Origin of the sequence: Actinotalea sp. Marseille-Q4924 (genome assembly GCF_916618755.1) — a bacterium.
In the GTDB taxonomy this organism is placed as follows: domain Bacteria; phylum Actinomycetota; class Actinomycetes; order Actinomycetales; family Cellulomonadaceae; genus Actinotalea.
The window spans coordinates 294,753-319,448 of record NZ_CAKAKB010000006.1 but is presented as its reverse complement, the minus strand read 5'-3'; the positions used below and the strand labels follow the sequence as shown (position 1 = coordinate 319,448).

At 75.8% G+C, this 24,696-nt stretch carries 20 protein-coding genes; 8 read left to right on the top strand and 12 right to left on the bottom strand.

Going from position 1 to position 24,696, the window contains the following annotated elements:
* Positions 1-126: 126 nt before the first annotated feature.
* Entirely contained in the window at positions 127-1,662 is a 1,536-nt protein-coding gene (locus LG379_RS16500) for a glucose-6-phosphate dehydrogenase (protein ID WP_225755680.1), read from the bottom strand.
* A gap of 113 nt (positions 1,663-1,775) precedes the next feature.
* Here LG379_RS16500 and LG379_RS16495 point away from each other — a divergent pair, with 113 nt between their 5' ends.
* The 4 genes from LG379_RS16495 (at position 1,776) to LG379_RS16480 (ending at position 4,538) form a co-directional block, all read left to right on the top strand.
* On the top strand, positions 1,776-2,756 hold the full coding sequence (locus LG379_RS16495) for an ABC transporter ATP-binding protein (RefSeq protein ID WP_225755679.1): 981 nt from the start codon (positions 1,776-1,778) through the stop codon (positions 2,754-2,756).
* Positions 2,753-3,592, top strand: a complete 840-nt coding sequence (locus tag LG379_RS16490; RefSeq protein ID WP_225755678.1) for an ABC transporter permease subunit — start codon at positions 2,753-2,755, stop codon at positions 3,590-3,592. Before LG379_RS16495 ends, LG379_RS16490 begins: the two co-directional genes overlap by 4 nt.
* 64 nt (positions 3,593-3,656) lie before the next feature.
* Positions 3,657-4,091, top strand: a complete 435-nt coding sequence (locus tag LG379_RS16485) for a hypothetical protein (protein WP_225755677.1) — start codon at positions 3,657-3,659, stop codon at positions 4,089-4,091.
* A 183-nt stretch (positions 4,092-4,274) separates the two neighbouring features.
* Positions 4,275-4,538 (top strand): hypothetical protein, encoded by a 264-nt coding sequence (locus LG379_RS16480; protein WP_225755676.1) that lies wholly within the window; start codon positions 4,275-4,277, stop codon positions 4,536-4,538.
* Positions 4,539-4,547: 9 nt separating this feature from the next.
* Here LG379_RS16480 and LG379_RS16475 read toward each other — a convergent pair whose 3' ends face one another.
* The gene (locus LG379_RS16475) at positions 4,548-5,570 is read right to left on the bottom strand and encodes a phosphotransferase enzyme family protein (RefSeq protein WP_225755675.1); all 1,023 of its coding nucleotides are present in this window, start codon (positions 5,568-5,570) and stop codon (positions 4,548-4,550) included.
* A gap of 104 nt (positions 5,571-5,674) precedes the next feature.
* Positions 5,675-6,388 (bottom strand): flavodoxin family protein, encoded by a 714-nt coding sequence (locus LG379_RS16470; protein WP_304522801.1) that lies wholly within the window; start codon positions 6,386-6,388, stop codon positions 5,675-5,677.
* A 136-nt stretch (positions 6,389-6,524) separates the two neighbouring features.
* Here LG379_RS16470 and LG379_RS16465 point away from each other — a divergent pair, with 136 nt between their 5' ends.
* A complete protein-coding gene (locus LG379_RS16465) occupies positions 6,525-7,286 on the top strand; it encodes a M50 family metallopeptidase (RefSeq protein ID WP_225755674.1) in 762 nt (253 codons plus the stop codon).
* An 86-nt stretch (positions 7,287-7,372) separates the two neighbouring features.
* Here LG379_RS16465 and LG379_RS16460 read toward each other — a convergent pair whose 3' ends face one another.
* From LG379_RS16460 to LG379_RS16425, 8 genes are all read right to left on the bottom strand, one after another.
* Positions 7,373-8,167 (bottom strand): 2-phosphosulfolactate phosphatase, encoded by a 795-nt coding sequence (locus tag LG379_RS16460; protein ID WP_225755673.1) that lies wholly within the window; start codon positions 8,165-8,167, stop codon positions 7,373-7,375.
* Positions 8,164-8,949 carry an LLM class F420-dependent oxidoreductase gene (locus tag LG379_RS16455; RefSeq protein WP_225755672.1) on the bottom strand — a complete coding sequence of 262 codons (786 nt, stop codon included), beginning with the start codon at positions 8,947-8,949 and terminating at the stop codon, positions 8,164-8,166. Before LG379_RS16455 ends, LG379_RS16460 begins: the two co-directional genes overlap by 4 nt.
* 70 nt (positions 8,950-9,019) lie before the next feature.
* Positions 9,020-10,366, bottom strand: a complete 1,347-nt coding sequence (locus LG379_RS16450) for an MDR family MFS transporter (protein ID WP_225755764.1) — start codon at positions 10,364-10,366, stop codon at positions 9,020-9,022.
* A gap of 215 nt (positions 10,367-10,581) precedes the next feature.
* Positions 10,582-11,325, bottom strand: a complete 744-nt coding sequence (locus LG379_RS16445) for a hypothetical protein (protein ID WP_225755671.1) — start codon at positions 11,323-11,325, stop codon at positions 10,582-10,584.
* Between the two features lie 86 nt (positions 11,326-11,411).
* A complete protein-coding gene (recD, locus tag LG379_RS16440; protein WP_370634546.1) occupies positions 11,412-13,382 on the bottom strand; it encodes an exodeoxyribonuclease V subunit alpha in 1,971 nt (656 codons plus the stop codon).
* Entirely contained in the window at positions 13,379-16,828 is a 3,450-nt protein-coding gene (locus tag LG379_RS16435) for a UvrD-helicase domain-containing protein (RefSeq protein ID WP_225755670.1), read from the bottom strand. The genes recD and LG379_RS16435 overlap by 4 nt, the downstream gene beginning before the upstream one ends.
* A complete protein-coding gene (gene recC / locus LG379_RS16430) occupies positions 16,825-20,208 on the bottom strand; it encodes an exodeoxyribonuclease V subunit gamma (protein ID WP_225755669.1) in 3,384 nt (1,127 codons plus the stop codon). Before recC ends, LG379_RS16435 begins: the two co-directional genes overlap by 4 nt.
* Positions 20,209-20,301: 93 nt before the next feature.
* Positions 20,302-20,856, bottom strand: a complete 555-nt coding sequence (locus LG379_RS16425) for a DinB family protein (RefSeq protein WP_225755668.1) — start codon at positions 20,854-20,856, stop codon at positions 20,302-20,304.
* 107 nt (positions 20,857-20,963) lie between these two features.
* On the opposite strand from LG379_RS16425, the gene LG379_RS16420 reads away from it, so the two are divergent.
* Complete coding sequence (locus LG379_RS16420) at positions 20,964-21,644, top strand: plasmid pRiA4b ORF-3 family protein (protein WP_225755667.1); 681 nt, start codon at positions 20,964-20,966, stop codon at positions 21,642-21,644.
* A 54-nt stretch (positions 21,645-21,698) separates the two neighbouring features.
* Here the strand turns inward: LG379_RS16420 and LG379_RS16415 are convergent, their stop codons facing one another.
* The gene (locus LG379_RS16415; RefSeq protein ID WP_225755666.1) at positions 21,699-22,622 is read right to left on the bottom strand and encodes an NADP-dependent oxidoreductase; all 924 of its coding nucleotides are present in this window, start codon (positions 22,620-22,622) and stop codon (positions 21,699-21,701) included.
* A 76-nt stretch (positions 22,623-22,698) separates the two neighbouring features.
* On the opposite strand from LG379_RS16415, the gene LG379_RS16410 reads away from it, so the two are divergent.
* The gene (locus LG379_RS16410; RefSeq protein WP_225755665.1) at positions 22,699-23,538 is read left to right on the top strand and encodes a hypothetical protein; all 840 of its coding nucleotides are present in this window, start codon (positions 22,699-22,701) and stop codon (positions 23,536-23,538) included.
* Between the two features lie 149 nt (positions 23,539-23,687).
* The gene (locus LG379_RS16405) at positions 23,688-24,638 is read left to right on the top strand and encodes a hypothetical protein (protein ID WP_225755664.1); all 951 of its coding nucleotides are present in this window, start codon (positions 23,688-23,690) and stop codon (positions 24,636-24,638) included.
* Positions 24,639-24,696: the final 58 nt, after the last annotated feature.

The following is a 24,696-nucleotide window of genomic DNA, read 5'->3' as shown; positions in this document are numbered from 1 at the left end:
CCCCGGGTGGACGTGCGGTTGCACGTCCACCGCGACGCTACGGGCGCGCGGAAGCACGGCGGATCCACCGGAAGGACGACATGCGCGGGCCTCGGCTCACCCCGGAGAGGCGACGGCGGGGCGCCATCAGTCCCCGGCGAACCACCCGTGGGGCTCGGCGAGACGCGCGGACTCCGCCGGGCCCCATGATCCCGGCGCGTACGGCACCGGGTCGGGGCGGTCCCCGCCCAGCAGCGGCTCGAACGCGCGCCACGCGTGCTCGAGGCCCTCCGGCGTCGTGAAGAGCGAGCGGTCGCCCACGAGCACGTCCTGCAGGAGCGACGCGTAGGCCGCGAGCGGCTCGCCACCCTCGACGTCGCCGAGGTCCAGCCGCGCGGTCCCGGCGACGATGTCCAGGTCCGGTCCGGGCTTCTTGATGCTCGTCGTCACCTCGATGGCACCGTCGCCCTTGAGGGAGAGGCTGATGAGGCCGGGTACGACGCGGTCACCGAAGAGCTGCTCGGGATCGCGGCGCAGGACGAGCGTCACCCGCTGCGCCGACGCCGCCATCCGCTTGCCGGTCCGCAGGAGGAACGGCACACCGCGCCACCGGTTGTTGTCGACCCACAGGCGCGCGGCGATGAAGGTGTCGGTCGTCGAGTCGTCGGCCACGCCCTCGATGTCGCGGTACCCGTCGAACTGGCCGAGGACGACGTCGCCGGTCGGGTCGAGCGGCCGGAAGCACGCGATCGCCGCCTCCCTGGCCTCGACGAGGTTGTCGATGTCCATGCCCTTGGGCGGCTCCATCGCGACCTGCGCGGCGACCTGGAAGAGGTGGCTGACCACCATGTCGAGCGCCGCGCCCGTCGCGTCGTAGAACTCCGCGCGCTGGGCGACGTCGAGCGTCTCGGGCACGTCGATCTGGACCTGCTCGATGTGCCGGGCGTCCCAGACGCTCGCGAACAGCTCGTTGGCGAACCGCAGGACGTGCAGGTTCTGCACGGCCTCCTTGCCGAGGAAGTGGTCGATGCGGAAGACCTGCGACTCCTCCAGCGCCTCGTGCACGACGGCGTCGAGGGTGCGGAACGAGTCGGGGTCCGTCCCGTAGGGCTTCTCGTAGACGACGCGGACGGTGTCGGCGCGCCCGTCGGGGCCGCGGGTCAGGCCGTGCCGGTCGAGGTTCCGTGTGAGCGGCTCGAACGCCGCCGGCGGGATCGCGAGGTAGTGCACGACGACGACCTCGGACACGTCGCCGTCGGCCGCCTCGGCCAGGACGCCGCGCACGTGCTCCAGCGCCTCGGGCAGGGTGCCGGGGTCCTCGTCGCCGACCTCCGAGCAGAACACCGAGTGGCGCGTGAGCGCCGCGACGACCTCGCCGTCCGGGGTGTCCGTCCCGTCCTCGCCGCCGAACTCCGCCAGGGACTCCGCGACGAGCTCGTGGAACTCCGCGTCGGGCATGGTCTCCCGCCCGGTGCCCAGCAGGGCCCAGTGCGCGGGGAGGAGCCTCCGGTGGTGCAGGGTCGCCAGCGCCGGGTACACCGACCGGCGCGCGAGGTCGCCGCGCGCGCCGTGCAGCACGAGGACGAGCGGGTGCTCCGGTGCCTGTGCGGCGGTGGGCTCCTCGGCACCGAGGTCCGTGCCGGCGGACGGGTCGTCGTGGTCGTTCCGGTCGGGCGTGCTCATGGTGCTCGGGCCTCTCCTCGGGTCGACGACGACGCTACGGGAGCGGGGTGATCACCGCTCCCCGGGACCGATGGCCCGTTGCCCGCGCATCGGCGCACGCGGAGGATGGCGTCATGGCACAGCAGGGCGAGACGCCCGCCATCCGCACCACCGGGCTGGTCAAGGACTACGGGCGCACGCGAGCCCTGCACGGCCTGGACCTCGAGGTCCGGGCCGGCGAGGTCTTCGGCTTCCTCGGTCCCAACGGCGCCGGGAAGTCCACGACCATCCGACTCCTGCTGGACCTCCTCCGCCCCACCGCCGGGACGGTCGAGGTGCTCGGCCAGGACCCCACCGTGGGTGGCCCCGCGCTGCGCTCGCGCCTGGGCTACCTGCCCGGCGAGCTCGCGCTGCCGCCTCGCACCACCGCCGGGGAGTACCTGCACCACCTCGCGGCGCTGCGCGGTGGCCGCGGCGCGTCCCGGATCGCCGGGCTCGCCGACCGCTTCGCCCTCGACCTGTCCCGCGACATGCGCGCGCTGTCCAAGGGCAACAAGCAGAAGGTCGGGCTCGTGCAGGCGTTCATGCACGCACCCGAGCTGCTCGTTCTCGACGAGCCGACGAGCGGCCTGGACCCCCTGCTCCAGCACGAGTTCCGCGCCTTGGCCCGCGAGGCCGCCGACGACGGCGCCACGATCTTCCTCTCCTCGCACGTGCTGCAGGAGGTGGAGCAGGTGGCGGGCCGCGTGGCCATCATCCGGGCCGGGGTGGTGGTGGACGTCGACGACGTCGCGACCCTGCGCCGGCGCGCCGGCCAGCACGTGGTGCTGCAGTTCGCCGAGCCCGTCGACGCGGCGGAGCTCGCCGGGGTGCCGGGGCTGACGGACGTCGTCCTCGACGGCACGACCGTCACGTGCCTGCTGCGGGGGGAGCCCACCGAGCTGCTGCGGTTCGCGGCGCGGCACCGCGTGCTGCGCTGGCAGGCGCAGGACCGCGAGCTGGAGGACCTGTTCATGGACTTCTACCGGACCGACCCGGGCGCCGGCCCGCCGGAGGAGCCGGCCGGGGGCCGGGTCGCCGTCCTCCGGCGCGGCGTGCGGGGAGGCGTCCGATGAGCGCGCCGACGACGGCCCACGCCGCCCGACCGACGACGACGGCGCCCGCCGGCACCGTCCTGCGCGGGGTGCTGCACAGCGGGCGTCGGTCGACGCTGCTGTGGACCGTGGCCGTCTGCGCCGTCGGCGCGATGTACACGGCGTTCTACCCGAGCGTCGGCGGGGCGAAGATGGACGTCATGCTCGAGGCGATGCCGCCCGAGCTCATCACCGCGATGGGGTTCGAGAGCATCGCGACGGCCGGCGGCTACGTCCAGTCGACGGTCTACCAGCTGCTCGGCGCGATCCTGGTGCTGGTCTGCGCGATCGGGCTGGGTGCCCGGCTGCTCGCGGGGGCGGAGGAGGACGCCGTCCTGGAGCTGGAGCTGACGGCGCCGGTCTCCCGCACGACCGTCTACGTCGAGCGGCTCGCCTCCTTGTGGCTGGTCGTGCTCGTCCTGGTGGTGGCCCTCACCGCGGTGCTGGTGGCGCTCACGGGTGTCATGGGGATGGACCTGCCGGTGACGAGCCTCGCCGCGGGCAGCCTGGGGCTGTGGCTCTTCGGCGGAGCGCTCGGGACCCTGGCCTACGCGGTCGGAGCCGCCACCGGCCGGCGCGCGTCCGCGGTCGGAGCCGCAGCCGGGGTCGCCGTGCTGTCCTACGTCCTCGCCTACCTCGGCCCCCTGGTCGAGGGCGGCTCGTGGATGGAGCAGCTCTCGCCGTACCACTGGTACGTCGGTGGCGACCCGCTGACCGAGGGGGTCAGCGCGGGCGGCTACGGGCTGCTCGTCGCGCTCGCGGTGGTGGCGGCCGTCGTCGGCGTGATCGCGTTCCGCCGCCGCGACGTCATGGTGTGACGGGCGCCGTGCCCTAGCGTTCGACCACGCGGGCGACGGGGTCCGCGCGGTCGACGGAGGCGTCATGGGTCGCAGGGCACACATGCTGGGGTGGACGCTCGGTGCGGCCGTCGGGGCGGTGCTCGTGGGCGTCGTCGTCGGCGTCGTCGTCGGCCTGGCGTCCGGGGTGGGCGGGCCGCCGCGCGACGGCTGGGAGGACCTGGCCGCGTTCGCCCTCGGGCTCGTCGTCGGGCTGCTGGCCGCCGCGGTGGCGTGGGTCGTGCTCTTCACGCTCGTCCTGCGGCGGTTCGTGCGGGAGGGCCGGCGCCTTCGTGTGTGGCTGTGGTCGCTGCCGGTGCTGGTGGGGCTGCCGCTGGCGGTCTGGCTGCTCCTCGGGCTGAGCGGGGGCGTCGTGGGCGGGGAGCTGACGCGGACCGTGCTGCTCGTGACCGTGGCCGCCGCGCTCGTCGTGCCGCCGGCCGTCATGGTCGTGCGCGAGGGGGGACCGCAGCCGATCTAGGCGGTCGGCCGTCGGGCTCGCTCGCCGTCACACGACGGTGTGAATCCCACGGGTGGAACTCACCCGGGTGGCGGAGAAGATCGAGGTCCGGGCTTCAGTGGGAGCGCGCACAGGCCGATGGGACTGAGGTCAGGACGCGTCGGGACGACGGCGTCACGGGGATCGCGGGAGGTGAACGTGGTGATGGCGACGATCGCTGCGACCCGGAAGCCGCGCACCAGCGCGTCCACCATGGTCGTCCACGGCAGGCACCCGCTGCGCGGCTACGCCGTGACGTGGCGCATCACGCCGTTGACCGCACCGGGTGGCGAGGCGATGTTCGTCGTCGAACGGGCCGACGGCCACCTCACCGGCGACGCGTGGCACCTGGCGGAGAAGCAGTCGTCCCTCATGGGTGTCGACGGCGTCCGCGACCTGGTGCGCCAGGCCCGCGAGCAGCGGCCCTGACGTCCCTCGTCAGGACGTGACCGCGGCGATCGCCGCACCTTCCTGGCCGGCCGGACCGGCGCCCGCGGCGTAACGCTCCAGGGCCGCTGTGTGCAGGTCGATCGCCGGGCCGCTGCCCGGCCGGCCCAGCACCAGCGTGAGGTTGACCATCTGGAGGCGGCGCGCCGCGAAGAGGTCGCGCAGCAGCCCCGCGTCCAGCGCGGGCCACGGTCGGACGGCGGCATACCCGGCGCGGAACGCCGCGCACCGCTCGCCCGTCTCGTCGTCGCGGGACAGGCGCAGCAGCGAGATGGCCAGGTCCTGCTCGACGTGGCCCCACAGGAGGTCCTGGAAGTCGATCGGGACGAGCCGCGGCGCGTCACCGGGTGAGGTGTCCGCGGCGGTGTCCGGCGACGGCTCGGTCGTCAGGACGTTCGTCTGGGTGAGGTCGCCGTGCAGCACCCGCGCCGCGGCCCCCGCCCCGGCCCGGGACTCCCACAGGTCGTCGACGGCGGCCTGGGCCCGGTCGTGCGCGTCCCGCAGCACCGGCGCGAGGCGGCCGGCGGTGTCGAGGAGGTCCGGGACGGCGAAGGCCAACGCGTCCCGTCCGTCCAGGACACCGGGGGGCAGGAGCAGCGCCGTCGGCGCCAGCTCGTGCAGCTGCGCGGCGACGCGGCCCAGGTCCGTGGCCTGCTCGACGCTGCACGGCCTGCGGACGGGGACCCCGGGCACCCACGCCAGCAGCATGCACTCGCGCGCGCCGGGCAGGTCGGGCACCTCGACGGTGACGGAGGCGGCGCCGTCGTCCGTGGGCACGACGCGCGGTGCACGGACGCCCCGGGAGGCGAGGTCGTCCAGGAGCGCACGCTCGGCGTCCGCGGCACCTGGCCGGTGCACCGTCCCGTGCGGCGCGATGCGCAGCGCGAACGGGCCGCCTGGCGCGTCGACGCGGCAGACCGTGTTGTGGGAGGTGCTGATCTCGACGAACGGTGCGTTGGCCCGGCCGTAGGCGTCGAGTGCGGCGCGCGCGGCGGCGTGCAGTCCCCCGGTCATGACCCGAGGGTAGGGGTGCGGCGGGACCGGGCCGTCCGCGGTCGCCGGCGTGGGGTCGTGAGCTGTCGTCGGGGCGGCGCTGCGCCGCGCGGCGTCGTCGGCGGTCAGAGCCGGTCGCCGTACGGGTGGCCGAAGCGCTCGCCGTCCTCCCATGCGGGACCGGACGTGCCGTGGGCCGGGATGCCGCCGGAGCGCTTGAGCAGCGCCGCCATGTGCATGAGGTTCCAGCTCATGAACGTCAGGCTGCGCTGGGTGAAGACGTTCTCCGGGCCGCCGGAGCCCTCGTCGGCGTACGACGGGCCGGGCCCCGCCTCGCCCACCCACCCGCAGTCCGCCTGCGGCGGGATCGTGTACCCGATGTGCTGCAGGGAGTACAGGACGTTCATGCCGGCGTGCTTGTAGCCGTCCTCGTTGCCGGTGACCACGAGCCCGCCGACCTTGCCGTAGTAGATGTACTGGCCGGCGTCGTTGGTCTCGCCGGACAGGGCGTAGAGGCGCTCGATGACGCGCGTCGCCACGCTGGACTTCTCGCCGAGCCACAGCGGGGTGCCGAGGACGAGGATGTCCGCCGCGAGGACGCGCTCGCTCAGCTCGGGCCAGGCGTCGTCGGGGAAGCCCGCCTCGCGCATGTCCGGCTGGACGCCGGGGGCGATCGGGTGGTCGACCGCGCGGAGCTGGTCGACCTCCACGCCCGCCCCCCGCATGATCGCGATCGCGTTGTCCATGAGGGCCTGGGTGTTCGACGTCTGCGGGCTCGGCGTGAGCGTGCAGTTGATGAACAGGGCGCGCAGGTCGGAGTAGTCGGGAGGCGTCGTCATGCTCGCCAGGTGATCATCGCGTCCCGCGCGCCGCAACCCGGGACGGCGGCACGCTCAGCCGCGCCTCATGCGGCCGGCGGGTGGCGGTCGGTGCGAGCCCGCCGCGCCGGGGGATGATCTGCCCGGAGGTGGGTCGGTGGACGGTGCGGAGGGGTCGGTGACCCGGTGGCTCGGTGACCTGTGGCGGGAGGTGACGACGCCGCAGCCCCCGCCGCCCGGTCCCGTGGTGCTGGGCGCCGTCGTCGCCGTGCTCGTGGTCCTGGCGATGCCCCGCCTGTGGCGCGTCGCGCGCCACGCGCTGACGATCGTCCACGAGGCCGCGCACGCAGCGGTCGCGGTGCTCACCGGCCGTCGGCTGCAGGGCATCCGGCTGCACTCGGACACCTCGGGGCTCACCGTCTCCGTCGGCCTGCCCCGCGGCCCCGGGATGGTGGCGACCGCGTTCGCCGGGTACCCCGGGCCGGCGGTGCTGGGGCTCGGCGCCGCGTGGCTGCTCTCCCGCGGGTACGCGGTCGGGGTGCTGTGGGCGCTGCTCGTGGTGCTCGCCCTCGTGCTGCTGCAGATCAGGAACGGGTACGGGCTGTGGGTCGTGCTCGTCAGCGGCGTCGTGCTCGTGCTCCTGACGTCGTGGGCGCCGTCGGCCTGGCAGGTGGCTGCCGCGTACGCCGTCACGGGGTTCCTCCTGCTCGGCGCGCCCCGCGCCGTCCTCGAGCTGCAGGCGGCGCGGCGACGGGAGCGCCGGCGTGGACGGGGCGGGTCGGACGCCGACGTCCTGGCCGGGCTGACCCGGGTGCCCGCGCTGCTGTGGGTGGGGCTGTTCCTCGTCGTCTGCGTGGGCGCCGCGGTGCTCGGTGGCTCGTGGGTGCTGACGGCCGGCGGGGTGCTCGCGGGAGCGTGACGGGGCATCGGCGCCGATCGAGCCGCCCTTCGTGCGCGGTACGAACCGCACCGCGCAGGACCGGTGGGTGCTCGGCACCGGCGGGGTCAGGCCCGGCGCGGGGCGCCCTGCGGAGGCCGGCTCACGTCGCGGAAGACCGACGTCTGGAGGGCCGGCACGCACCTGCTGAGGTCGAGCTCGGCGGCGACGTCGACGTCGTGGGGGTGCCCCGCCGCGATCAGCTCGGCACCCGACGCACAGCTGCGCAGCTGGGCCCCCAGGCCCGCCCGGACCTCCCGGAACGCGGCAGCCGCGGTGCGGGCCTCCGGGGACGCGCTGGTCCACCCCCGCTCGAGCAGTCCGACGACGACCGCCCCTGCACCCCAGAGGTCCTCCACCGCAGGGCGCAGGGTGCCGCCGGGCCAGCGCTCACCGGAGGGGACGACGGCGACCGGGGCGCCGTCCGGACCGTGCTGGGCGGTGATCCACTCGGCGATCGCCGTGGCGTTGCGCAAGGACGCCGCCAGCACGCCGCGGCCGGAGCCGGAGAGGTGGGCGGCGATGGTGGAGCCGTTCGGCGACGGCAGCACGAGCCGCCTGATGCCCCGGGCGGCGCGGAGGCTCGCCGGGGAGAGGCTGACGTCGCCCGGCCCGGCCGATGAGCGGGGGACGGCCAGCACCGCGTCGTGCGCCACCGCGTGGTCGACCCCACCGGCGTCGGACGCGGGGTAGGGGAGCACGTCGATCCCCGCGTCCAGCGCGACCGACACCGTGGTGGTGAAGGAGAGCACGTCCACGACCACGGTCGTCGACGTCCCCGGTGCGATCGCACGGGCGCCGTCCAGGCCCCAGTCCAGCCGGACGAGGAACGGCAGCTGACCGTGGGCGGGGTCCACGGTCACGCGCCGGCGGCGGCCCGCGCGTCGCGCCAGCGGACCCACTGCTCGACCAGGGAGAGGTCGTAGTCGGGGCCGGAGACGCCGATGGTGAAGAGGGTGGCGCCCGCTGCGACGAGGGCGTCGGCGACGGCCTCGGGCGGCTTGCTGACGCCCACGGAACGCTCGATGACGGTCGCGTCGCGACCGACCGCGGCGCCGTGGTCGTCGAGGATGGCGCTCTTGCGCGTGAGGACGTCGACCCCACCGAAGGTGTGCCAGATGTCGGCGTGCTCGGCCACGATCCGCAGCGTCTTGCGCTCGCCACCGCCGCCGATCATCACGGGGATCTGCCGGGTCGGCGCCGGGTTCCCGGCAGCGAGGCGAGCCGTGAGGCGCGGCATGGCCTGGGCGAGGTCGGCGATCCGCGAGCCCGCGGTGCCGAACTCGTACCCGAGCTGGTCGTAGTCCTTCTCGAACCAGCCGGCGCCGATGCCGAGGATCAGCCGGCCGCCGGAGATGTGGTCGACCGTCCGCGCCATGTCCGCCAGCAGCTCGGGGTTGCGGTAGGAGTTGCAGGTCACCAGCGCGCCGATCTCGACGCGGCTCGTCTGCTCCGCCCACGCGCCGAGCATCGTCCAGCACTCGAAGTGCTTGCCGTCCGGGTCGCCGGACAGCGGGAAGAAGTGGTCCCAGTTGAAGATCGCGTCGACGCCCGCGTCCTCCGCGCGCAGCACGGCGTCGCGGATCTGCGTGTACTCGGCGTGCTGGGGCTGGAGCTGGACCGCGATGCGGATGGGATGCGTCATGAGGTGACTGTAGGTCGCGTCAGGCGCACGGCCACGGCGCCCGAGCTCGCGCTCGTGCCGCCTGTGCCTGCTAGGGGACCGGGCGGTCGTTGCGCGGCATGGCCAGCGCCGCGAGCACGAGGGCCCCGGCCACGACGGCGACCGCGGTGAACACCGCCGTGGCGGCGTCCCCGAAGCGCTCGGGTGCGGACACGGCGTCCTGGCCCCGCATGAGGCCGTTCACCAGCGCGCCCAGCATGGCGACGCCGACGGCGCTGCCGATCGCGCGGGCGAACATGTTGGCGCCCGTGACCACGCCGCGCTCGCCCCAGCCGACGCTGGACTGCGCGGCGATGAGGCTCGGGGAGGCGACGAGGCCGAGGCCCAGGCCCATGACGAAGCAGCACACCGCGACCACGACGACCGACGCCGTGCCGGAGGTGACGGCCAGCGTCGTCGCCGCCGTGACGAGGACGGCGATGCCGATGAGCACGGTGCGACGGAAGCCGATGCGCAGGTAGATGCGTCCCGACACCGTCGCGGCGATCGGCCAGCCGATGGTGAGGGAGGCCAGCGCGAGGCCCGAGACGAGAGGCGTCACGCCCAGCAGCGCCTCGAGGTAGGTCGGGACGTAGGTCGTCACGCCCATGAGCACGACGCCGACGCCCATGCCGATGAGCGCGGTCGTGAGCAGCAGGCGCCGACGCAGCACCCACAGCGGCAGGACCGGTTCCGCCGCGCGCCGCTCGACCAGCACGAACGCCGCGAGCATCCCCAGGCCGACCGTGAACGCACCCACGCTCTGCGGTGACGTCCACGCCCAGGCGTTCCCGCCCTCCAGCATCGCGAGGATGAGCAGGCTCATCGACCCGGTGAGCAGCAGGCCGCCCGCCCAGTCGATCCGGTGGCTGCGCCGCTCGACGGTCTCGTCGAGGAAGCGCACCAGCAGCCACGCGGCGGCGACGCACAGCGGGAGGTTGACGAGGAAGATCCAGTGCCAGGTGAGGAACTGGGCGAAGGCGCCGCCGAGCGTCGGGCCGACGACGGCTGAGACGCCCCACACGCTCGCGATGTAGCCCTGGACCTTGGCCCGCTCCGCGACGCTGTAGATGTCGCCGGCGATGGTCACCGCCATGGGCTGGACGGCGCCGGCCCCGAGGCCCTGGATGGCCCGGAACGCGATGAGGGCCGGCATCGACCACGCGACCGCGCAGAGCAGGGACCCGACCGCGAAGAGCCCGATCCCGAGGAGGACGACCGGCTTGCGACCCACCGTGTCCGCCAGCTTGGAGTAGATGGGGACGGACACGGCCTGCGTGAGCAGGTAGATCGAGAACAGCCACGGGAAGCTGGAGAAGCCGCCGAGGTCGGCGACGATCGTCGGGACCGCGGTGGCGAGGATCGTCGAGTCGATGGCGATGAGGCCCGTCGTCACCATGAGGGCGACGAGGATGCGGCCGCGCTCGGACCGGAAGCCGACGGCGGCCGTGCCGTCCTTCGTCGCGCGGTCGGTCGTCACGGTGCTCCTCGTCGGCTGCGGTGGACGTCGGTGCAACCGTGCCTCTCGCACGGGCATTCCGCAGGGCGGGGCCGACGACCCGTGCGTGTGCGGCCACCCGTGGCCCGTGGCGCGGGCGGGCGCGAACGGCGCCGTCAGGACGACAGCGGGTCGCTGCCGTCCCACGGCTCGGCGACCACGCTCCGGACCCACCAGGCGCCTTCCACCCACGCTGTGGTGACCTGCACGAGCTGGAGCCGGTGGTCGACGACCTCGATCTCGAGGGCCTCGGCGGCCGTCGGGTCGCCTGCGCGCACGGCGACGAGCTCGATGCCGGCGACGACCGTGCTGTGCGGTGGGTCCTCGGACGGCCCCCACGACGTGACGGGCCAGAGCGTCGTGGAGATGGTCACCGTGGGGTCCACGGTCGACTGCTGGGCTGCCTCGACCACCGCCGCGCAGTACGTGCACGACTCGAGCGAGAGGGCGCGCACCTGCGCCCCGTCACCGGTGTTGAGGGCGTCGTTCCAGGCGGCGACGAAGAGCGTGGCGGTGAGCTCGGCGCCGACCTGCGAGCCTTCGGCGCGGGCGGCGGCAGCGGCGTCGGTGGCGATCGCCGCCCCGCTGACGTCGTGCCCGTGCCCCAGGGCCGGGTCGACCGCTGCGATCGTGACGAGGTCGGAGAGCTCCCCGGCGTCCGACGGCGTGGTCCCGGGCTGGTGGGCGTCGTCAGCCCGAGGCGCCGCGGCGGCTGTGTCGTCGGTACGGCCCTGACCCGCAGGGTCGGGTGAGCTCGTGACGGGCCCCTCGGTGGTGGGGTCCTGGAGAGGTGCCGAGCAGGCGGCGAGGAGAGGGACGAGGACGGCGGTGAGCGCTGCAGCGGCGCGGAGTCGGATCACCTGGACACCCTGACCAGCGCCGGCCGGCGACCCGCCCCCGGGACCGTCCGGGCTGTGGATGGCGGACGACCCGGAGCACCGCGAGGTCAGCCCGGCGGCGGCGTCGTCGGCAGCGGTTCACGGAGACCCGACGCGCGGCGGATCGGCCGTGCGACCGCGACGCGGATCGCCTCCTCCGTCCCGACGACACGCACGTGCTCCCGCGCCCGCGTCACCGCCGTGTAGAGGAGCTCGCGCGTCAGCAGCGGCGACGTGGCGGGCGGCAGGACGACCGACACGCGTCGGAACTGGCTCCCCTGGCCGCGGTGGACGGTCATGGCGTGGACGACCTGGACCGCCGGCAGCCGGTGCGGTCGGACCAGGCGCGGGGAGTCCGGGTCGCCGAACGCCACGGTGCGCCCCCCGCGGCCGTCGTCGACGACGACGCCCGTGTCGCCGTTCGACAGGCCGGTGTCCCGGTCGTTCGTCGTCACGAGGAGGGGCAGGCCGAGCGGCCACGGCCCCGTGAGGTCCTCCTGCACCGCATCGGCGACCCACCGCTCGGCGCGGTCCGCCCAGGTGCTGACGCCCGCGGGACCGCGGCGGTGCGCGACGAGCAGCCGGTGGGACTCCAGCGCCCGGAGGGCCTCGGCGGCGTCGCCGGCCCGGGCGGCGTCCACGAGCGCCGTGCCCGTGGCGACGACGTCGGCGCGCACGCCGGCCACGTCGTCGTCGGTGAGGTGACCGAGTTCCCCGAGGTGCGCGGACTCGACGAGCTCGACGTCCGTCGCGCCGCCCCGCATCACGGCGAGGGCGGCGTCGCCGTCGCCGCGCCGGATCGCCTCCGCCAGCTCGGCGAGCGCTCCGTGGTAGCGGTGCACCCGGGTGAGCCGGACGACGCCGTTGCGGAGCGCGCGCAGCTCCGCCGGGTCGTCGGGCACGTCGCCCGGCACCACCGCGGCCAGCCGGGTCGGCAGGTCGACGGTGTCGCGGGAACCGGGGTCGTCGTCCGCGGGGGGCCGGGCGACGAGGTCGCCGAGGACGGCCCCGGCCTCCACGGACGCGAGCTGGTCGGGGTCGCCGACGAGCACGAGCCGAGCCTGCGGCCGCAGCGCCTCCAGGAGCCGGGCCATCAGCGGCAGCGACACCATGGACGTCTCGTCCACGACGACGACGTCGTGGGGGAGCCGGTGGGTCCGGTCGTGCCGGAAGCGGGTGGTCGAGCGCCAGCCGAGCAGCCGGTGCACGGTCGTGGCCGCCGGCTCCCCGACGCGCCGCCGGTCGGGCTCGGGCAGACCGCGCACGACGGCGTGAACCGCCTCCTGCAGCCGGGCGGCCGCCTTGCCCGTCGGCGCGGCGAGGGCGATGCGCAGGTCGCCCCCGCCGACCTCCTGGAGGACCGCGAGCAGGGTCGCCACGGTCGTCGTCTTGCCCGTGCCCGGACCGCCGGTGAGCACCGTGACGCGGCTCAGTGCGGCCGTGGCCGCGGCGAGCCGCTGGCGGTCGTCCTGGGCCTCGGGGAACAGGCGGGTCACCGCCGCGCGCACGGCAGCGGGCTCGAGGGCGGCGCCCGACCGCGGGGACGCGTCGTGGACCACCTCCCGTCCCGGACCGGCGCGCAGCCGCTCGTCCAGCGCCGTCCGCACGACCTGCTCGTCGCGCCAGTACCGGTCGAGGTAGAGCCGTCCGGCGACCCACCGCGCGGGGCGGACGTCCGCCAGGTCCTCCACGGGCCCGACCGCGACCAGGCGGCTGGCCTCCAGCGCGGCGGCCCACTCGGTGGGCTCGTACCAGGGCAGGTCCTCGACCGCCTCGTCCGCCTCGGTGGTGGTGAGGACCCCGCGGTCGGCGAGCTCGACGCAGACGGCCCCCTGGCGCAGGGCGCGGACCGCGAGGGCGACGGCGAGCACGACCTTCTCGTCCTGCTCGCCTTTGAGACGCGCGAGGCGTTGCGCGACGTGCACGTCGGCGGTCGTCAGGACGCCCGCGCGGTTGTAGGTGGCGAGCACCCCGGTGGCGAGCACCGCGAGCCGGGCGTCGCCGGCGGGCCGCTCGGAGGTGTCGGTGGTCACGGTCACGGGGTCCTCCCCTCGAGCAGGGCGGAGAGGCCGAGGACGACGGCGGTCGGGGGCCGCCATGCCATGACGCCGCAGGGCTGGCCCTCGACGACCGGGGTGTCGGCCCCGGCCATCCCGCGGACGAACAGGTAGAGCCCCCCGCCGAGGTGCTGGTCCGGGTCGTAGGCGGGCAGCCGCCAGCGCAGGAACCGGTGCAGGGCGGCCGCGTAGAGCAGGAGCTGCAGGGGGTAGTGGGCGTCCATCATGGCCGCCTCGAGCGCGGCCGGACGGAAGTGCCAGAGGGTCAGGTCCTCCTCCGGCCCGGCGAGCCGGTTCGTCTTGTAGTCGACGACGACGTACCGGGTCGGGCCCCCCGCGGTGTCGCGCAGGCGGAGGACGGCGTCGATGCTGCCGGTGAGGTAGCCGCGCACGTACTCGGCGGCGAGGTCCGGGTGCGCGAGCCGGCCCGCGTACGCCGCGAACGGGTCGTCGGGCGGCAGGTGCCGGGACAGCAGAGCCGCGACGTCACGGAGCGTCGCGGCTCGACCCGTCGGGGTGTCACCGCCGGCCAGCGGCAGCTCGAACTCGAGCTCGGGGAGCCGGTCGACCGGGGCGACGTCGCGGAGGCGGCGGTCACCACCGACCGGCCCGAGCGGGCTCTCCAGCACCGTCATGAGGCGCTCGGCGAGCGTGGCGGCGTCGACGCCCAGGCTGCGCCGCAGCGGCGTCTCCTCGCAGCGGCGCAGCACCTCGGCGGCCAGGTCCGGCGCCGCCGTGTCGACGTGCTCGAGGACCTCGTGCACGAGGGTGCCGAACGCGGTGCCCCCGGGCAGGTCCGCCATGGGGGACGGCAGCGCCCGCAGCCCGGGGGCGACCGTGGCGGTGCCGTCGGTCGGGGCGACCGCCGACCCGGCCGGCGTGGGCTCGTCCTGGATCCCGGCCCCCTCAGGCTCGTCCGCGACGACCGGTGCGCCCCCGTAGGCGTGGTGGGCGGCCGCCGTGAGGCCCGAGTACGAGGTCCGCCGCCACGTGCTGTCCAGCGTGCGCGCGAAGCGGGCGACGGCGAGCTCCGGCCGGGTGGCCTCCTGCGCGGTCCACCGGGTCGCCGTCGGTCGGTCGGTCACGACCTCGTGGGCCAGGGTCCCGCCGGACGCGGCAGCCAGGGCGGCGAACCGCTCGGTGACCAGGGCGTCGCGCGGCACCGCGACGGAGGACGGTGGTTCCCCGCCCTCGCTGCGGCCACCCAGCAGCAGGCGCGTGAGTGCCCCGCCGCCGGTGTTCCGGCTGGGCGCCCACCACAGGACGACGTGGCTGCTCGCGCGGGTCAGGGCGACGTAGGCCAGGCGCAGGTCCTCGCCGACGTCCTCGGCCTGGTGGCGCAGCAGCGCGTCGGCGTACCCAGGGCTGCCGACGTCGCCGACGTGCAGCAGCCGGTCGTCGCCCTCGTGGTACTGCAGGATCGCGGGGTTCTTCGGGGTGAAGCGGTCCCAGGCAAAGGGGACGTGCACGACCGGGAACTCCAGCCCCTTGGCGGCGTGCACGGTGACCACCTGTACCGCCTCCGCGTCGGTCTCGAGCCGGCGGCTGCGCTCCTCGGTGTAGTCCTGGTCGGCCTCGGCGATGCGCGCCCGGAGCCACTCGGTCAGCGCGGCGGCGCCGAGCTGCTGGCGCACGGCGGCCTCGTGCAGCACCTGACCGATGTGCCGGACGTCGGTGAGCAGCCGCTCGCCCTCGGGCCGCCCGAGCAGCCGCTCGGTGAGGCCCGCGGCGGTCGCCGCCTCCAGCAGCGCGGCGACCCCGCGCTCGGTGAGCACGTGGGCCCACGCGCGGAGCCGTTCGGCGAGGCGGTCACGGGCGTCGTCGTCGGCGTCCGCGAGGCCGTGGGCGTCCCAGCCGAGGAACGGCGTGAGGGCGGCCGCGGCGCCCCGACCCGCGTGCCCCGGCTGGTCGAGCGCCACCAGGAGTGTCAGCCACTGCTCGGCCGCCGCGGTCCGGAACACGCTGGACAGCCCGGAGACCACCGCCGGGACGCCCGCCGCCGTCAGCGCGTCGCGGACGGCGAGCGCGTCCGCGTTGCGACGGCACAGGACCGCCACGTCGCCCGGCCGCAGCGGCCGCCAGCCGGTCCCGCCGGCCCCGGACGCCGCGCCGTCGGCTCCGTCGACCGGGGTCGTGCCCGGCGGGGTCCCGTCGCGGAGCCGCTCCGTCCGGAGCTGCTGGACGACCTGTGCGGCGACGTCGGCGTACACGAGGGCGCGCACCTCGCCGATGGCCGGCGTGCCCGTCGACGCGCCCAGCGCCGCACGGGTGACCTGGCGCAGCCGGACCGCGGCCGCGCCGTCGTGCCGGCGGCCCGTGTGCTGCGCCTCGACCGGGCGGACCACGATCCGGGGGTCGCCCAGGGCCGTGGTGCCGAGGACGTGGTGCAGCCCGTCGAGGACCGCGGCGTCGCTGCGCCAGTTGCGGCCGAGCGTCGCCGTGTCGTGCGCGTCGCGGCGGGCGGCGAGGTAGGTGACGACGTCCGCGCCCCGGAAGGCGTAGATGGCCTGCTTCGGGTCGCCGATGAGGACGAGCGTGCGGTGCCCGTGGAAGGCGGTGCGCAGGATGTCCCACTGCACGCGGTCGGTGTCCTGGAACTCGTCGACCATGACCACCCGGTACCGGGAGCGGACCCGCTCGACGGCCGCGGGCCCGGTCTGCGGGTCGGTGAGGGCGTCTCGCAGGAGCGTGAGGAGGTCGTCGTAGTCGATGAGGCGCCGGGCGCGCTTGCGTCGCACGACCTCCGCGCGGACCCCGGCGGCGAACCGCAGGCGGTGCTCCGCGACACCGGTCGCCTCGGTCGGGCGCAGGTCGGCGTCGTGGTCGCTCACGGCGGCCCGCGCGACCTCGCGGGCGTCGCTGACGGTGAGGAGGGGCTCCCGGTCGAGGGCGTACCGCTGCAGGTACAGGTCGTCGACGACCTCCTCGCGCAGGTCCGCGATGTCGGGCAGCAGCACCGCGTCGGGGTCCGTGTCACCGGCGATGCCGAGAGTGGCGAGCATCTGCTGGCAGAAGCCGTGCGTCGTGGCGATCGTGGCGCGGTCGAACTCGGCGAGGGCCCGGGTGAGCCGTCGGCGACGGCGGTCGAGCTCCGCGTCGTCGACGTCCGACAGGTGGCGCAGCAGCGCGTCGTCGCTGTGCCGCACGCCCGGGTCCCGCAGCGCGCGCTCGGCGGCGACGAGGCGCTCGCGGACGCGGTCGCGCAGCTCGGACGTCGCGGCGCGGCCGAACGTGACGAGCATGAGCTCGGAGAGCTCCGCCGCGCCCTCCGCGACGTACCGGGTGGCCAGGGCCGCGATCGTGAACGTCTTGCCGGTGCCTGCGCTCGCCTCCAGCACGGTGGTGCGCTCCGGCAGGGGGCCGCAGACGTCGAAGACCCGCGGCTCGGCCGTCGTCGCGAGGGTGTCCACGCCCGCCTCGCGGCTCACAGCGTCTCCGTCCGCTCGTGCTGGAGCAGCGGCTCCCAGACGCGGCGCGCCAGGACGCCGAGCCGGCTGCCCTCCTCGGGCCACCACCCGGCCTCCGTCGGGCTCGGCTCCGCGAGGACGGTCCGCAGGGGCGCGCCGTCACCCCACACCAGACGGTGGTACGCGTCGGACTGCTCGCCGGGCACCATGCGGTCGTCCTTCCACTGCCGGTCCGCGCCGTCCAGCGCCTGGCCGACCTCCTCGTGGGCGTGGCGGCTCCGGGCGTAGGCGCACGTGGCCTTCACGGGCAGGGGCAGGGGCTCGCGGAGCGCGGCGTCGCGGAGGGCGACGAGCTCACCGAGGAGCTCGCGCGCGGTCGGCCCGTCGGGTGCCGTGAGCACCGACACCGCGGCGCGCGCGGACGTCCCCGGACCCCGGCCGATCGTCACGGCCGTCCACGACGCGGCAGGCTCACCGGCCGACAGGGCCAGCAGCTGGACCCAGGCGCGCAGCCGGTGCTTGGCGGCCAACCGCGAGAACACCGTGCGCACGAGGGCGTCGCCCCGCACGCCGGTCACGGTGCCGGTCAGTTCGCGACCGTCGGGGAGGCCCGCCGTGACGTCGACCGTCCGCGCAGCGGCACGGACATGGTGGCTCGTCGCCTCGAGGATGGGCTCCACCTGCTCCCGCATCTGCGTGAGCACCGCCCCGCCCAGCGCCCGGGGTGGTGCCGTCCCCCGGCGCCACTCCGCCTGGACCGCCCGGTCCAGGTCGCCGCCGTCGAGGGCCGCAGCCAGGAGCCGGTCGCCGATCTGCCACTTCTCCAGACCGTCGAGCTCGAGGGGGATGCGGTCGTCGACCTCGTCGACCTCGCCCGGCAGCGTCACGCCGAGGCGCTGCCGCACGAAGGTCCGGACCGGGTGCTCCAGCGCGCGGACGAGGTCCTCGAGGTCCACCGAGCCGGGGTCCCCGGGCGCCGGCAGCGGGGCGCGCAGGAACGGGGGCCGCTCGGGGTCGCCGCGGCGGGCGGTGAGGGCAGCGGCGTGCGTGAGCGCGTCGAAGCTGAACGGCCCGGGAGCACCGAGGGAGCCCGCGGAGAAGTTGCGCTCGTCGACCGTCTGCAGCGGGTGCCGGACGACGACGTGCTCCCGCACCGGCCGCCCGTCCGGCGCAGCGGCCGCGAGGTCGAGCGCGTCGAGCAGCTCGCTGACCGGCACCGCCGGCGGACGGGCGGCACCGGTCCGCTCGTCGGCACCGCTGTGCAGCACGACGAGGTGTTCGCCGGCGGCGGTGACCGCGTCGAGGAAGAGCTGACGGTCCTCCGCGCGCCGGTCGCGCTCACCGACCAGGGGGTCACGGAGGAGCACGTCGTCACCGTCGGCGCTCGAACCGCGCGGGAAGGCGCCGTCGTCCATCCCGAGCAGGCACACCACCCGGTGCGGGACGGCGCGCATCGGCTCCAGCGAGCAGACCGTCAGGGCCCCGGTACGGAAGCCCGTGCGGGTGGGCCGGCCCTGCAGGCGACGTGCGAGGAGTGCCCGGACGTCTCCGAGGCCGAGGGCCGTGGTGGCGTGCTCGGCGGCGGACCGGCGCGCGTCGTCGAGCACGGACCGCGCCTGGACGGTCTGCCACGCGTCGGCGGGGGACACGTCGGCGAGGAGGTCAAGCGCACGGTCGAGCGCGTCGAACCAGTGCGCCGGCGGGTGGGTGCCCGACAGGTCCGCCAGCACCGCGGTGAGCCGGTCGAGCACCTCGGCGAGCCGGCCGGCGAGGTCCACGTCGGTGGAGTCCACGTCGTCCAGGGGCAGCGCCGTCCCGACGTAGCGCTGGTCCTCCTCCGCCATCGCGGCGCCCAGGAGGATCCGGTCCAGGGCTGCGTCCCACGTGCCCTGCGCGACGGCGCCCACGCCGAACCGCCGGCGACGCTCGTGGTCCTCGCCCCACCGGGCACCGGCCTCGGCGGCCCACGAGCGCAGCCGGTCCACGTCGTCGTCGTCGAAGGAGAAGCGCCGGCGGACCGGCTCGCTCGCCGCGAGGTCGAGGACCTGCGAGGCCGTCACCCGGTCGTCCGCCAGCTCGAGCAGCCGGCTGACCAGCGACAGCAGCGGGTTGGTCTGGCGCAGCGACCGGTCCGCGAGGCGGATCCGCAGCGCCCGGCCGGGGTGCACCCAGGCCCCCTCGCCGTCGTCGGAGGGCAGGTCGGAGGGGGCGACGCCGAACGTCGCGGCGACCAGCGGCGCGAAGGTCTCGACGTCCGGGCACAGGACGACGACGTCCCGTGGCTCGAGCGTCGGGTCCGCCGCGAAGAGCCCGAGCAGGGCCTCGCGCAGGACCTCCACCTGGCGGGCGCGCCCGTGGCAGGCGTGGACCTGGACGGACCGGTCGTCCGGCGCGAGGGGATGGGCGGGCGCGCCGGGGTCGTCGTGGTGCAGGGCGTCCTGGAGTGCGCCGAGGAGCGTCGGCGGCGCCGACGGGGCGGCATGGTGCTCCGCACGGACCGCCCACGTCGCGAGCCTCAGCTGCAGCTCCGTCGCGTCCCGGGCCATCGAGGCCAGCAGCGGGTGGGCCGCCGCGCCGGGCAGCGCCGACCGCCGCACCGGATCCGGGGGCAGGGCCGTCACCCGCTCCCACAGCGTCGGCGACGGGTGCGGCAGCCACAGGTGCACGTCGCGGTGCGCCGCGAGCGCCGCCAGGACCTGCAGGTGGTGCTCGGGCAGCCGGGTGGCGCCGAAGAGGGAGATCCGCTCGGGCAGGTCGACGGCGGCGGGGCGCTCCCGTAGCAGGACCAGCGCGTCCTCCAGCGCCTCGGCCGGGCCGGGCGCGCCGACCGCGTCGCGGACGTGGCGCCAGAGGCGGGGCTGCCAGGCCAGGTCGTCCGGGACGGGTGAGCCCGCGCCGTCGTCGTCGGCGCCGGCGGCCCACGCGCGGAGCATGGCGGGGCGCTGCGCCGCGTACCCGGCGAACAGGTGGGCGAGGTGCTGCGCCGCCTGGAGCCGGCGGGCCTGCCGCACCGTGTCGGGCGCCAGGGAGCCCGCCCCGACGAAGCGTCCGAGCGCCCGGCACCACGGCTCGCCGGCGCACGTGTCGATGGCCTCCAGGACCTGCCAGGCGAGGCGGTCGGCGCGCCACGGGTCCGTCTCCGGGTCCACCCCGGTCACGGCGGCCAGCACGTGCGCGACCACGCGCCCGGGGGAGTCGAACGAGACGTTGGCGCAGATCCCCGCCTCGGCGTCGGTGGCGCCCAGGTGGTGGGAGAGACGCTGCGCCAGCCACCGCTCCACGCCGCGGGTGGGCACGGCGACGACCTCGCCCGCGAACGGGTCGGACGGCGGCGTGGACAGCACCGCGGCGAGCGGCGGGACGAGCGCGTCCGCCCGCTCCGAGCGATGCACGTGGAGCACGTCCCACCCCCCTGGTCGTGGCCCGCGACCACCTGCCGGACCCTTCGCACGACACCCTAGGCCGGGCCACCGACACGATCCCGCGTGTGCGCCCTACTCGCCGGTCGACCCGTCGATCGACTCGCGCAGCAGGTCCGCGTGGCCGCAGTGCCGCGCGTACTCCTCGACCATGTGGACGAGGATCCACCGCAGGCTCGGCGTGCGGCCGTCGGACCACGTCCGGGCCGCGAGCCGGTCCGCGCCGCCGTCGGCGAGTGCCTGGGCGACGAGCTCGCGCGACCGGGCGACGGCGGCGCGCCACAGCTCCCGCAGCTGGTCCGGGGTGTCGTCGGCCGCCGAGCTCCACTCCCAGTCCCGGTCCGCCGCCCAGTCGACGGTGTCCCAGGGCGGCGCCGGGTCGTTGCCGTGCAGGGACCGCGAGAACCAGTGGTCCTCCACGTCGGCGAGGTGCTTGAGCATGCCTCCGAGCGACATGGTGGACGGCGGCAGGGTCGCGCGGAGCCCCGCGGCGTCGAGCCCGGCGCACTTCCACTCGAGCGTCGCGCGCAGGAAGTCGAGGAAGCCGAGGAGCGTCTCGACCTCACCGCCTGCCGTGGGCGGCTCGGGCCGGCCCTGCTCGTCGACCACGGCTGGTTCGGTGTCGGTCATGGCGCCAGCATGCCCGGCGCACGTCGCGCGATGGCTGGGGCCCGGTCGGAGGGGTGTCCAGGAGGACGCCGAGCGGTCGTGTCGGTGGCTCGTGGTCGGATCCCGGCATGACGGACGACGACGCCACCTACCGGATCCACATCCAGCTGCTGCGGGTCCGGCCGCCGCTGTGGCGCCGTGTCGAGGTGCCGGGATCGATGACGCTCGACCGGCTGCGGCTCGTCGTGGACACCGTCATGGGCTGGCCCGGCGCCGACGGCGAGTTCCGCGTCGGGGACACGACGCGTGACCCGTGGGCGACGCCGGTGCGTCCCTTCGACGTGCTGGCCGCGGAGATCGCGCAGGACCGGCGGACGTGGTCACGGCTGGGGTTCTCGGGCGCCGAGCTCGAGGTCGTGGAGGAGGACCTCCTGGTCGAGGAGCACCTGCGCGTCCGGGACCTCCTGCCGCACGAGCGGTCGACGCTGCTCTACGCCTACGGGATCGCGTGGGAGCACCGCCTGCGGGTCGAGCGGGTGACTCCCGGAGCGGTCCCGCCCCGGCCCCGGTGCCTGGCGGGTCGGCGTGCCGCACCGCCGCAGTACCTGGTCAACGGCTGGAACTACACCGAGCTGCTCCGCCTCGCCCGACACGTGGCCGAGGGCCACGGCTCCGGGCAGGACGAGGTCGCCCTCGCGGTGCACATGCCCGGCCTCTCGCCGCGGGAGGCGTGGGCCGCGCTGGACGGCTTCGACGTGCTGGAGGCGGACGGGATGCTGCGCGTCCTGCACGAGCAGGGCCGCCTGTGACGGCCCCGCTCGCTGTCGGCCGGGCGCCCGCCGCACCGTCCGGCACCGTGCAGGTCAGCCGACCCTCACCACGACCTTGCCGCGCACGTGCCCGCTCGCGGACAGCTCGTGCGCCGCGGCCGTCTCCTCCATCGGGAAGACCTGCGCGACGTCGGCCCGGAGCCGGCCGGTGTCGACCAGTGCCGCGAGCGCCGCGAGGTCGTCGCTGTCCGGACGCACCCACATGTACGTCCCGCCGACCTTCGTGACGTCGGGGTCCGCCACCGAGCCCACGCGCACGTCGGCCGTCCCGACCTCGGGCGTCGTCGCCACCGCGCCGCCGCCGACGAGGTCCAGGACGACGTCGACGCCGTCCGGGGCGAGCGCACGCACGCGCTCCACGAGCCCGTCGCCGTACGCCACCGGCTCGGCGCCCAGGGCGCGCAGGTGCTCGTGGTTGCGCTCGCTGGCCGTCCCGATGACGCGCGCCCCGAACGCCTGCGCGATCTGCACGGCGAGACCGCCGACCCCGCCGGCCGCGGCGTGCACGAGCACGGTGTCGCCCTCGGTGACCTCCAGGCGGTTGAGCGCCTGGTACGCCGTCAGGCCGGCGAGCGGGATGGCGGCGGCCTCCTCGAAGGACGCCGTCTGCGGCTTGTGGGCGAGGGTGCGCACGGGCGCCGCGACGAGCTCCGCCGTGGTCCCGCCGCCGACGACGTCCTTGCGCACGTAGCCGAAGACCTCGTCGCCGACCTCGAGCTCGGGCACGTCCAGTCCAACCTGCTCGACGACGCCCGCCACGTCCCAGCCCGGGACGACGGGGAAGACCGTGTCCATCAGCCCGTCGAGGTAGCCCTCCCGCACCTTCCAGTCCACCGGGTTCACGGAGGTGGCGCGGACCCGGACGAGCACCGAGTCGGGCCCCACCTTGGGCGTCGGGAGGTCGGTCAGCTGCAGGACGTCGGTCCCGCCGAAGGTCGTGTACGCGATCGCTCTCATACGGGCGGCAACAGGTGAGCCCTCCAGATGTTCCCGTTGCTGCGCGAGAGCCCCTGCGCGTGCAACCGTGGCCCTCGTGCGGGAGCGACCGGGCGGAGGCGGCAAGGCCGGCGACGGCGGCCGCTCCGTGCCCGGGCCCCGGAGGGGCGAGCCCGACCCCGACGGCCCCCTCGACGCGATGCTGCTGCGCGCCTCCGGTCCGGGGGAGGAGGCGTTGGCGTCCCTGGTCCGCCGGGCGCGGCTCGACGAAGCGGTGGACGTCGACCGAGCGACGGCGACGCGGATGGTGGGCCCGGTCGCGTGGCTCGTGGAGCGGGTGGGGGTGGAGGGCGTCCCGCTCACCGCCGCGGGCTACCTGCGGCCGGTGGACGTCGCCGCCGTCGCGCACGAGCTCGACCTGGCCGAGGAGTGGCAGGGCACCCTGACCCGGGAGTCGTCGACGGTGCCGGTCCTCGTGTGGCGGGAGGCGCTGCAGCGGGCCGGCGTCCTGCGCGTGGTCAAGGGGCGGCTGCACGCGACCCGCGCGGCGGCGGCCCTCGCGGACGACCCCGTCGGGCTGTGGTGGTTCCTCGCCCAGCGTCTCCCGGTCGGCACGACCGCCGAGCACGACGCCGGGGTCGTCATGCTGCTGGAGCTCGCCGGGGACGACGCGGCAGCCGACGACGACACCCCGGCGGCACCGGGCCTGGCGGCCGTCGGCCACACCCGCACGGGGGCCGCGATGCACGCGCTGGGGTGGTGCGACCGCGACGGCGGCGTCCTGGGCACGGCGGAGGTCCGGTCCACCGCCGAACGGACCATCGAGATCCTGCACCGGATGGGCGCGTACCTCGACGCCGGGATGCTGGGCCGCCGTGCCGTCCCCACGCCGGAGGGCGTGCTGTTCGCGCGCGCCGCGCTCCAGTCCTGGCGGTAGGCGACCCGGCCGCGCGGGTCACGGCTCGGTGTCGATGGCCGCCGCCGTGCAAGGCTCGCCGACCTGCGCACACGTGAGGGGTAGAAGGCCCGACCGGGCCGGACCGAGCGGGACCAGCGCGGCACCACCGCGCGAGAGGGGTGAGCGCCATGGGCGCGAGGAGACGGGCGGCGCGCGGCGCCGTCGTCGGCGTGGCGGTGCTGGGCCTGGCCGCGTGCGGCGGGACGGTCGACGCGGGCAGCGGCGGCGAGAGCGGCGGGGGCGAGCAGGACGGGCTGGTGCGCGACGTGGAGACCGACACCCCGATGCTGCAGGTGGTCCAGGCGGGCGGGTTCGTCATGCCCGGCTACGACTTCGCGAGCGTCCCGCCGATCACCGTCTACGAGGACGGCCGGGCGATCACCCACGGGCCGCAGATCGAGATCTTCCCCGGTCCGGTGCTGCCGAACCTGCTCGTCGCGGAGCTCACGGACGAGGACCTGGACGCGATCGTCGCGGCCGCGCGGGACGCCGGTCTCCTGACCGAGTCGCCGGACTACGGCCAGCCGCCCGTGGCCGACGCCCCGACGACGTCCGTCACCCTCACCGTCGACGGCGAGACGTACGTGCACGCCGCGAACGCGCTCGGCCTGGGCGACGGCACGGAGCCGCCCATGGACGAGGGGATCGTCGGCGGGGAGGACGGGGCGGACGGCGGGTCGGACGAGATGGGCCAGCCGCAGGAGATCGGCCTCACGCCGGAGCAGGTCGAGGCGCGGACCGCGCTCAACGACTTCCTCGCCGCGGTCTACGACATCGTGCCGACCGGCGAGGGCGAGCCCTACGACGTCACCGCCTTCGCGGTCGCCGGCCGCCCGGCCGACGGCGGCGCAGCGGCCGACCCGGAGCTCGCACCCCAGGTCGTGCCGTGGCCGCTGGAGGAGGTCGCGCTCGCGGACCTGGGCGAGTGCGTCGTCGTCGACGGCGACGCGGCCGCCACCCTGCTGGAGACGCTCGCCGACGCCAACCAGCTCACGCAGTTCGACGAGGCCGGCACGACGTACGAGGTGTGGTTCCGCCCGCTGCTCCCGCACGAGACGGAGTGCCCGGACGGCGCGTGAGATCGGCCCGCGCGGGGGCCGCGGGTGGGCCGGGCACGGCCCGAGCGGACGGGGAGCC

Excerpts from the sequence above, each read along its gene's own strand:
- LG379_RS16415 (WP_225755666.1), bottom strand. The coding sequence starts at position 22,622 with ATGAGAGCGATCGCGTACACGACCTTCGGCGGGACCGACGTCCTGCAG.
- LG379_RS16405 (WP_225755664.1), top strand. The coding sequence starts at position 23,688 with ATGGGCGCGAGGAGACGGGCGGCGCGCGGCGCCGTCGTCGGCGTGGCG.
- LG379_RS16485 (WP_225755677.1), top strand. The coding sequence starts at position 3,657 with ATGGGTCGCAGGGCACACATGCTGGGGTGGACGCTCGGTGCGGCCGTC.
- LG379_RS16470 (WP_304522801.1), bottom strand. The coding sequence starts at position 6,388 with ATGACGACGCCTCCCGACTACTCCGACCTGCGCGCCCTGTTCATCAAC.
- LG379_RS16495 (WP_225755679.1), top strand. The coding sequence starts at position 1,776 with ATGGCACAGCAGGGCGAGACGCCCGCCATCCGCACCACCGGGCTGGTC.
- LG379_RS16490 (WP_225755678.1), top strand. The coding sequence starts at position 2,753 with ATGAGCGCGCCGACGACGGCCCACGCCGCCCGACCGACGACGACGGCG.
- LG379_RS16500 (WP_225755680.1), bottom strand. The coding sequence starts at position 1,662 with ATGAGCACGCCCGACCGGAACGACCACGACGACCCGTCCGCCGGCACG.
- LG379_RS16480 (WP_225755676.1), top strand. The coding sequence starts at position 4,275 with ATGGCGACGATCGCTGCGACCCGGAAGCCGCGCACCAGCGCGTCCACC.
- LG379_RS16420 (WP_225755667.1), top strand. The coding sequence starts at position 20,964 with ATGACGGACGACGACGCCACCTACCGGATCCACATCCAGCTGCTGCGG.
- LG379_RS16455 (WP_225755672.1), bottom strand. The coding sequence starts at position 8,949 with ATGACGCATCCCATCCGCATCGCGGTCCAGCTCCAGCCCCAGCACGCC.
- LG379_RS16475 (WP_225755675.1), bottom strand. The coding sequence starts at position 5,570 with ATGACCGGGGGACTGCACGCCGCCGCGCGCGCCGCACTCGACGCCTAC.
- LG379_RS16450 (WP_225755764.1), bottom strand. The coding sequence starts at position 10,366 with ATGGTGACGACGGGCCTCATCGCCATCGACTCGACGATCCTCGCCACC.
- LG379_RS16425 (WP_225755668.1), bottom strand. The coding sequence starts at position 20,856 with ATGACCGACACCGAACCAGCCGTGGTCGACGAGCAGGGCCGGCCCGAG.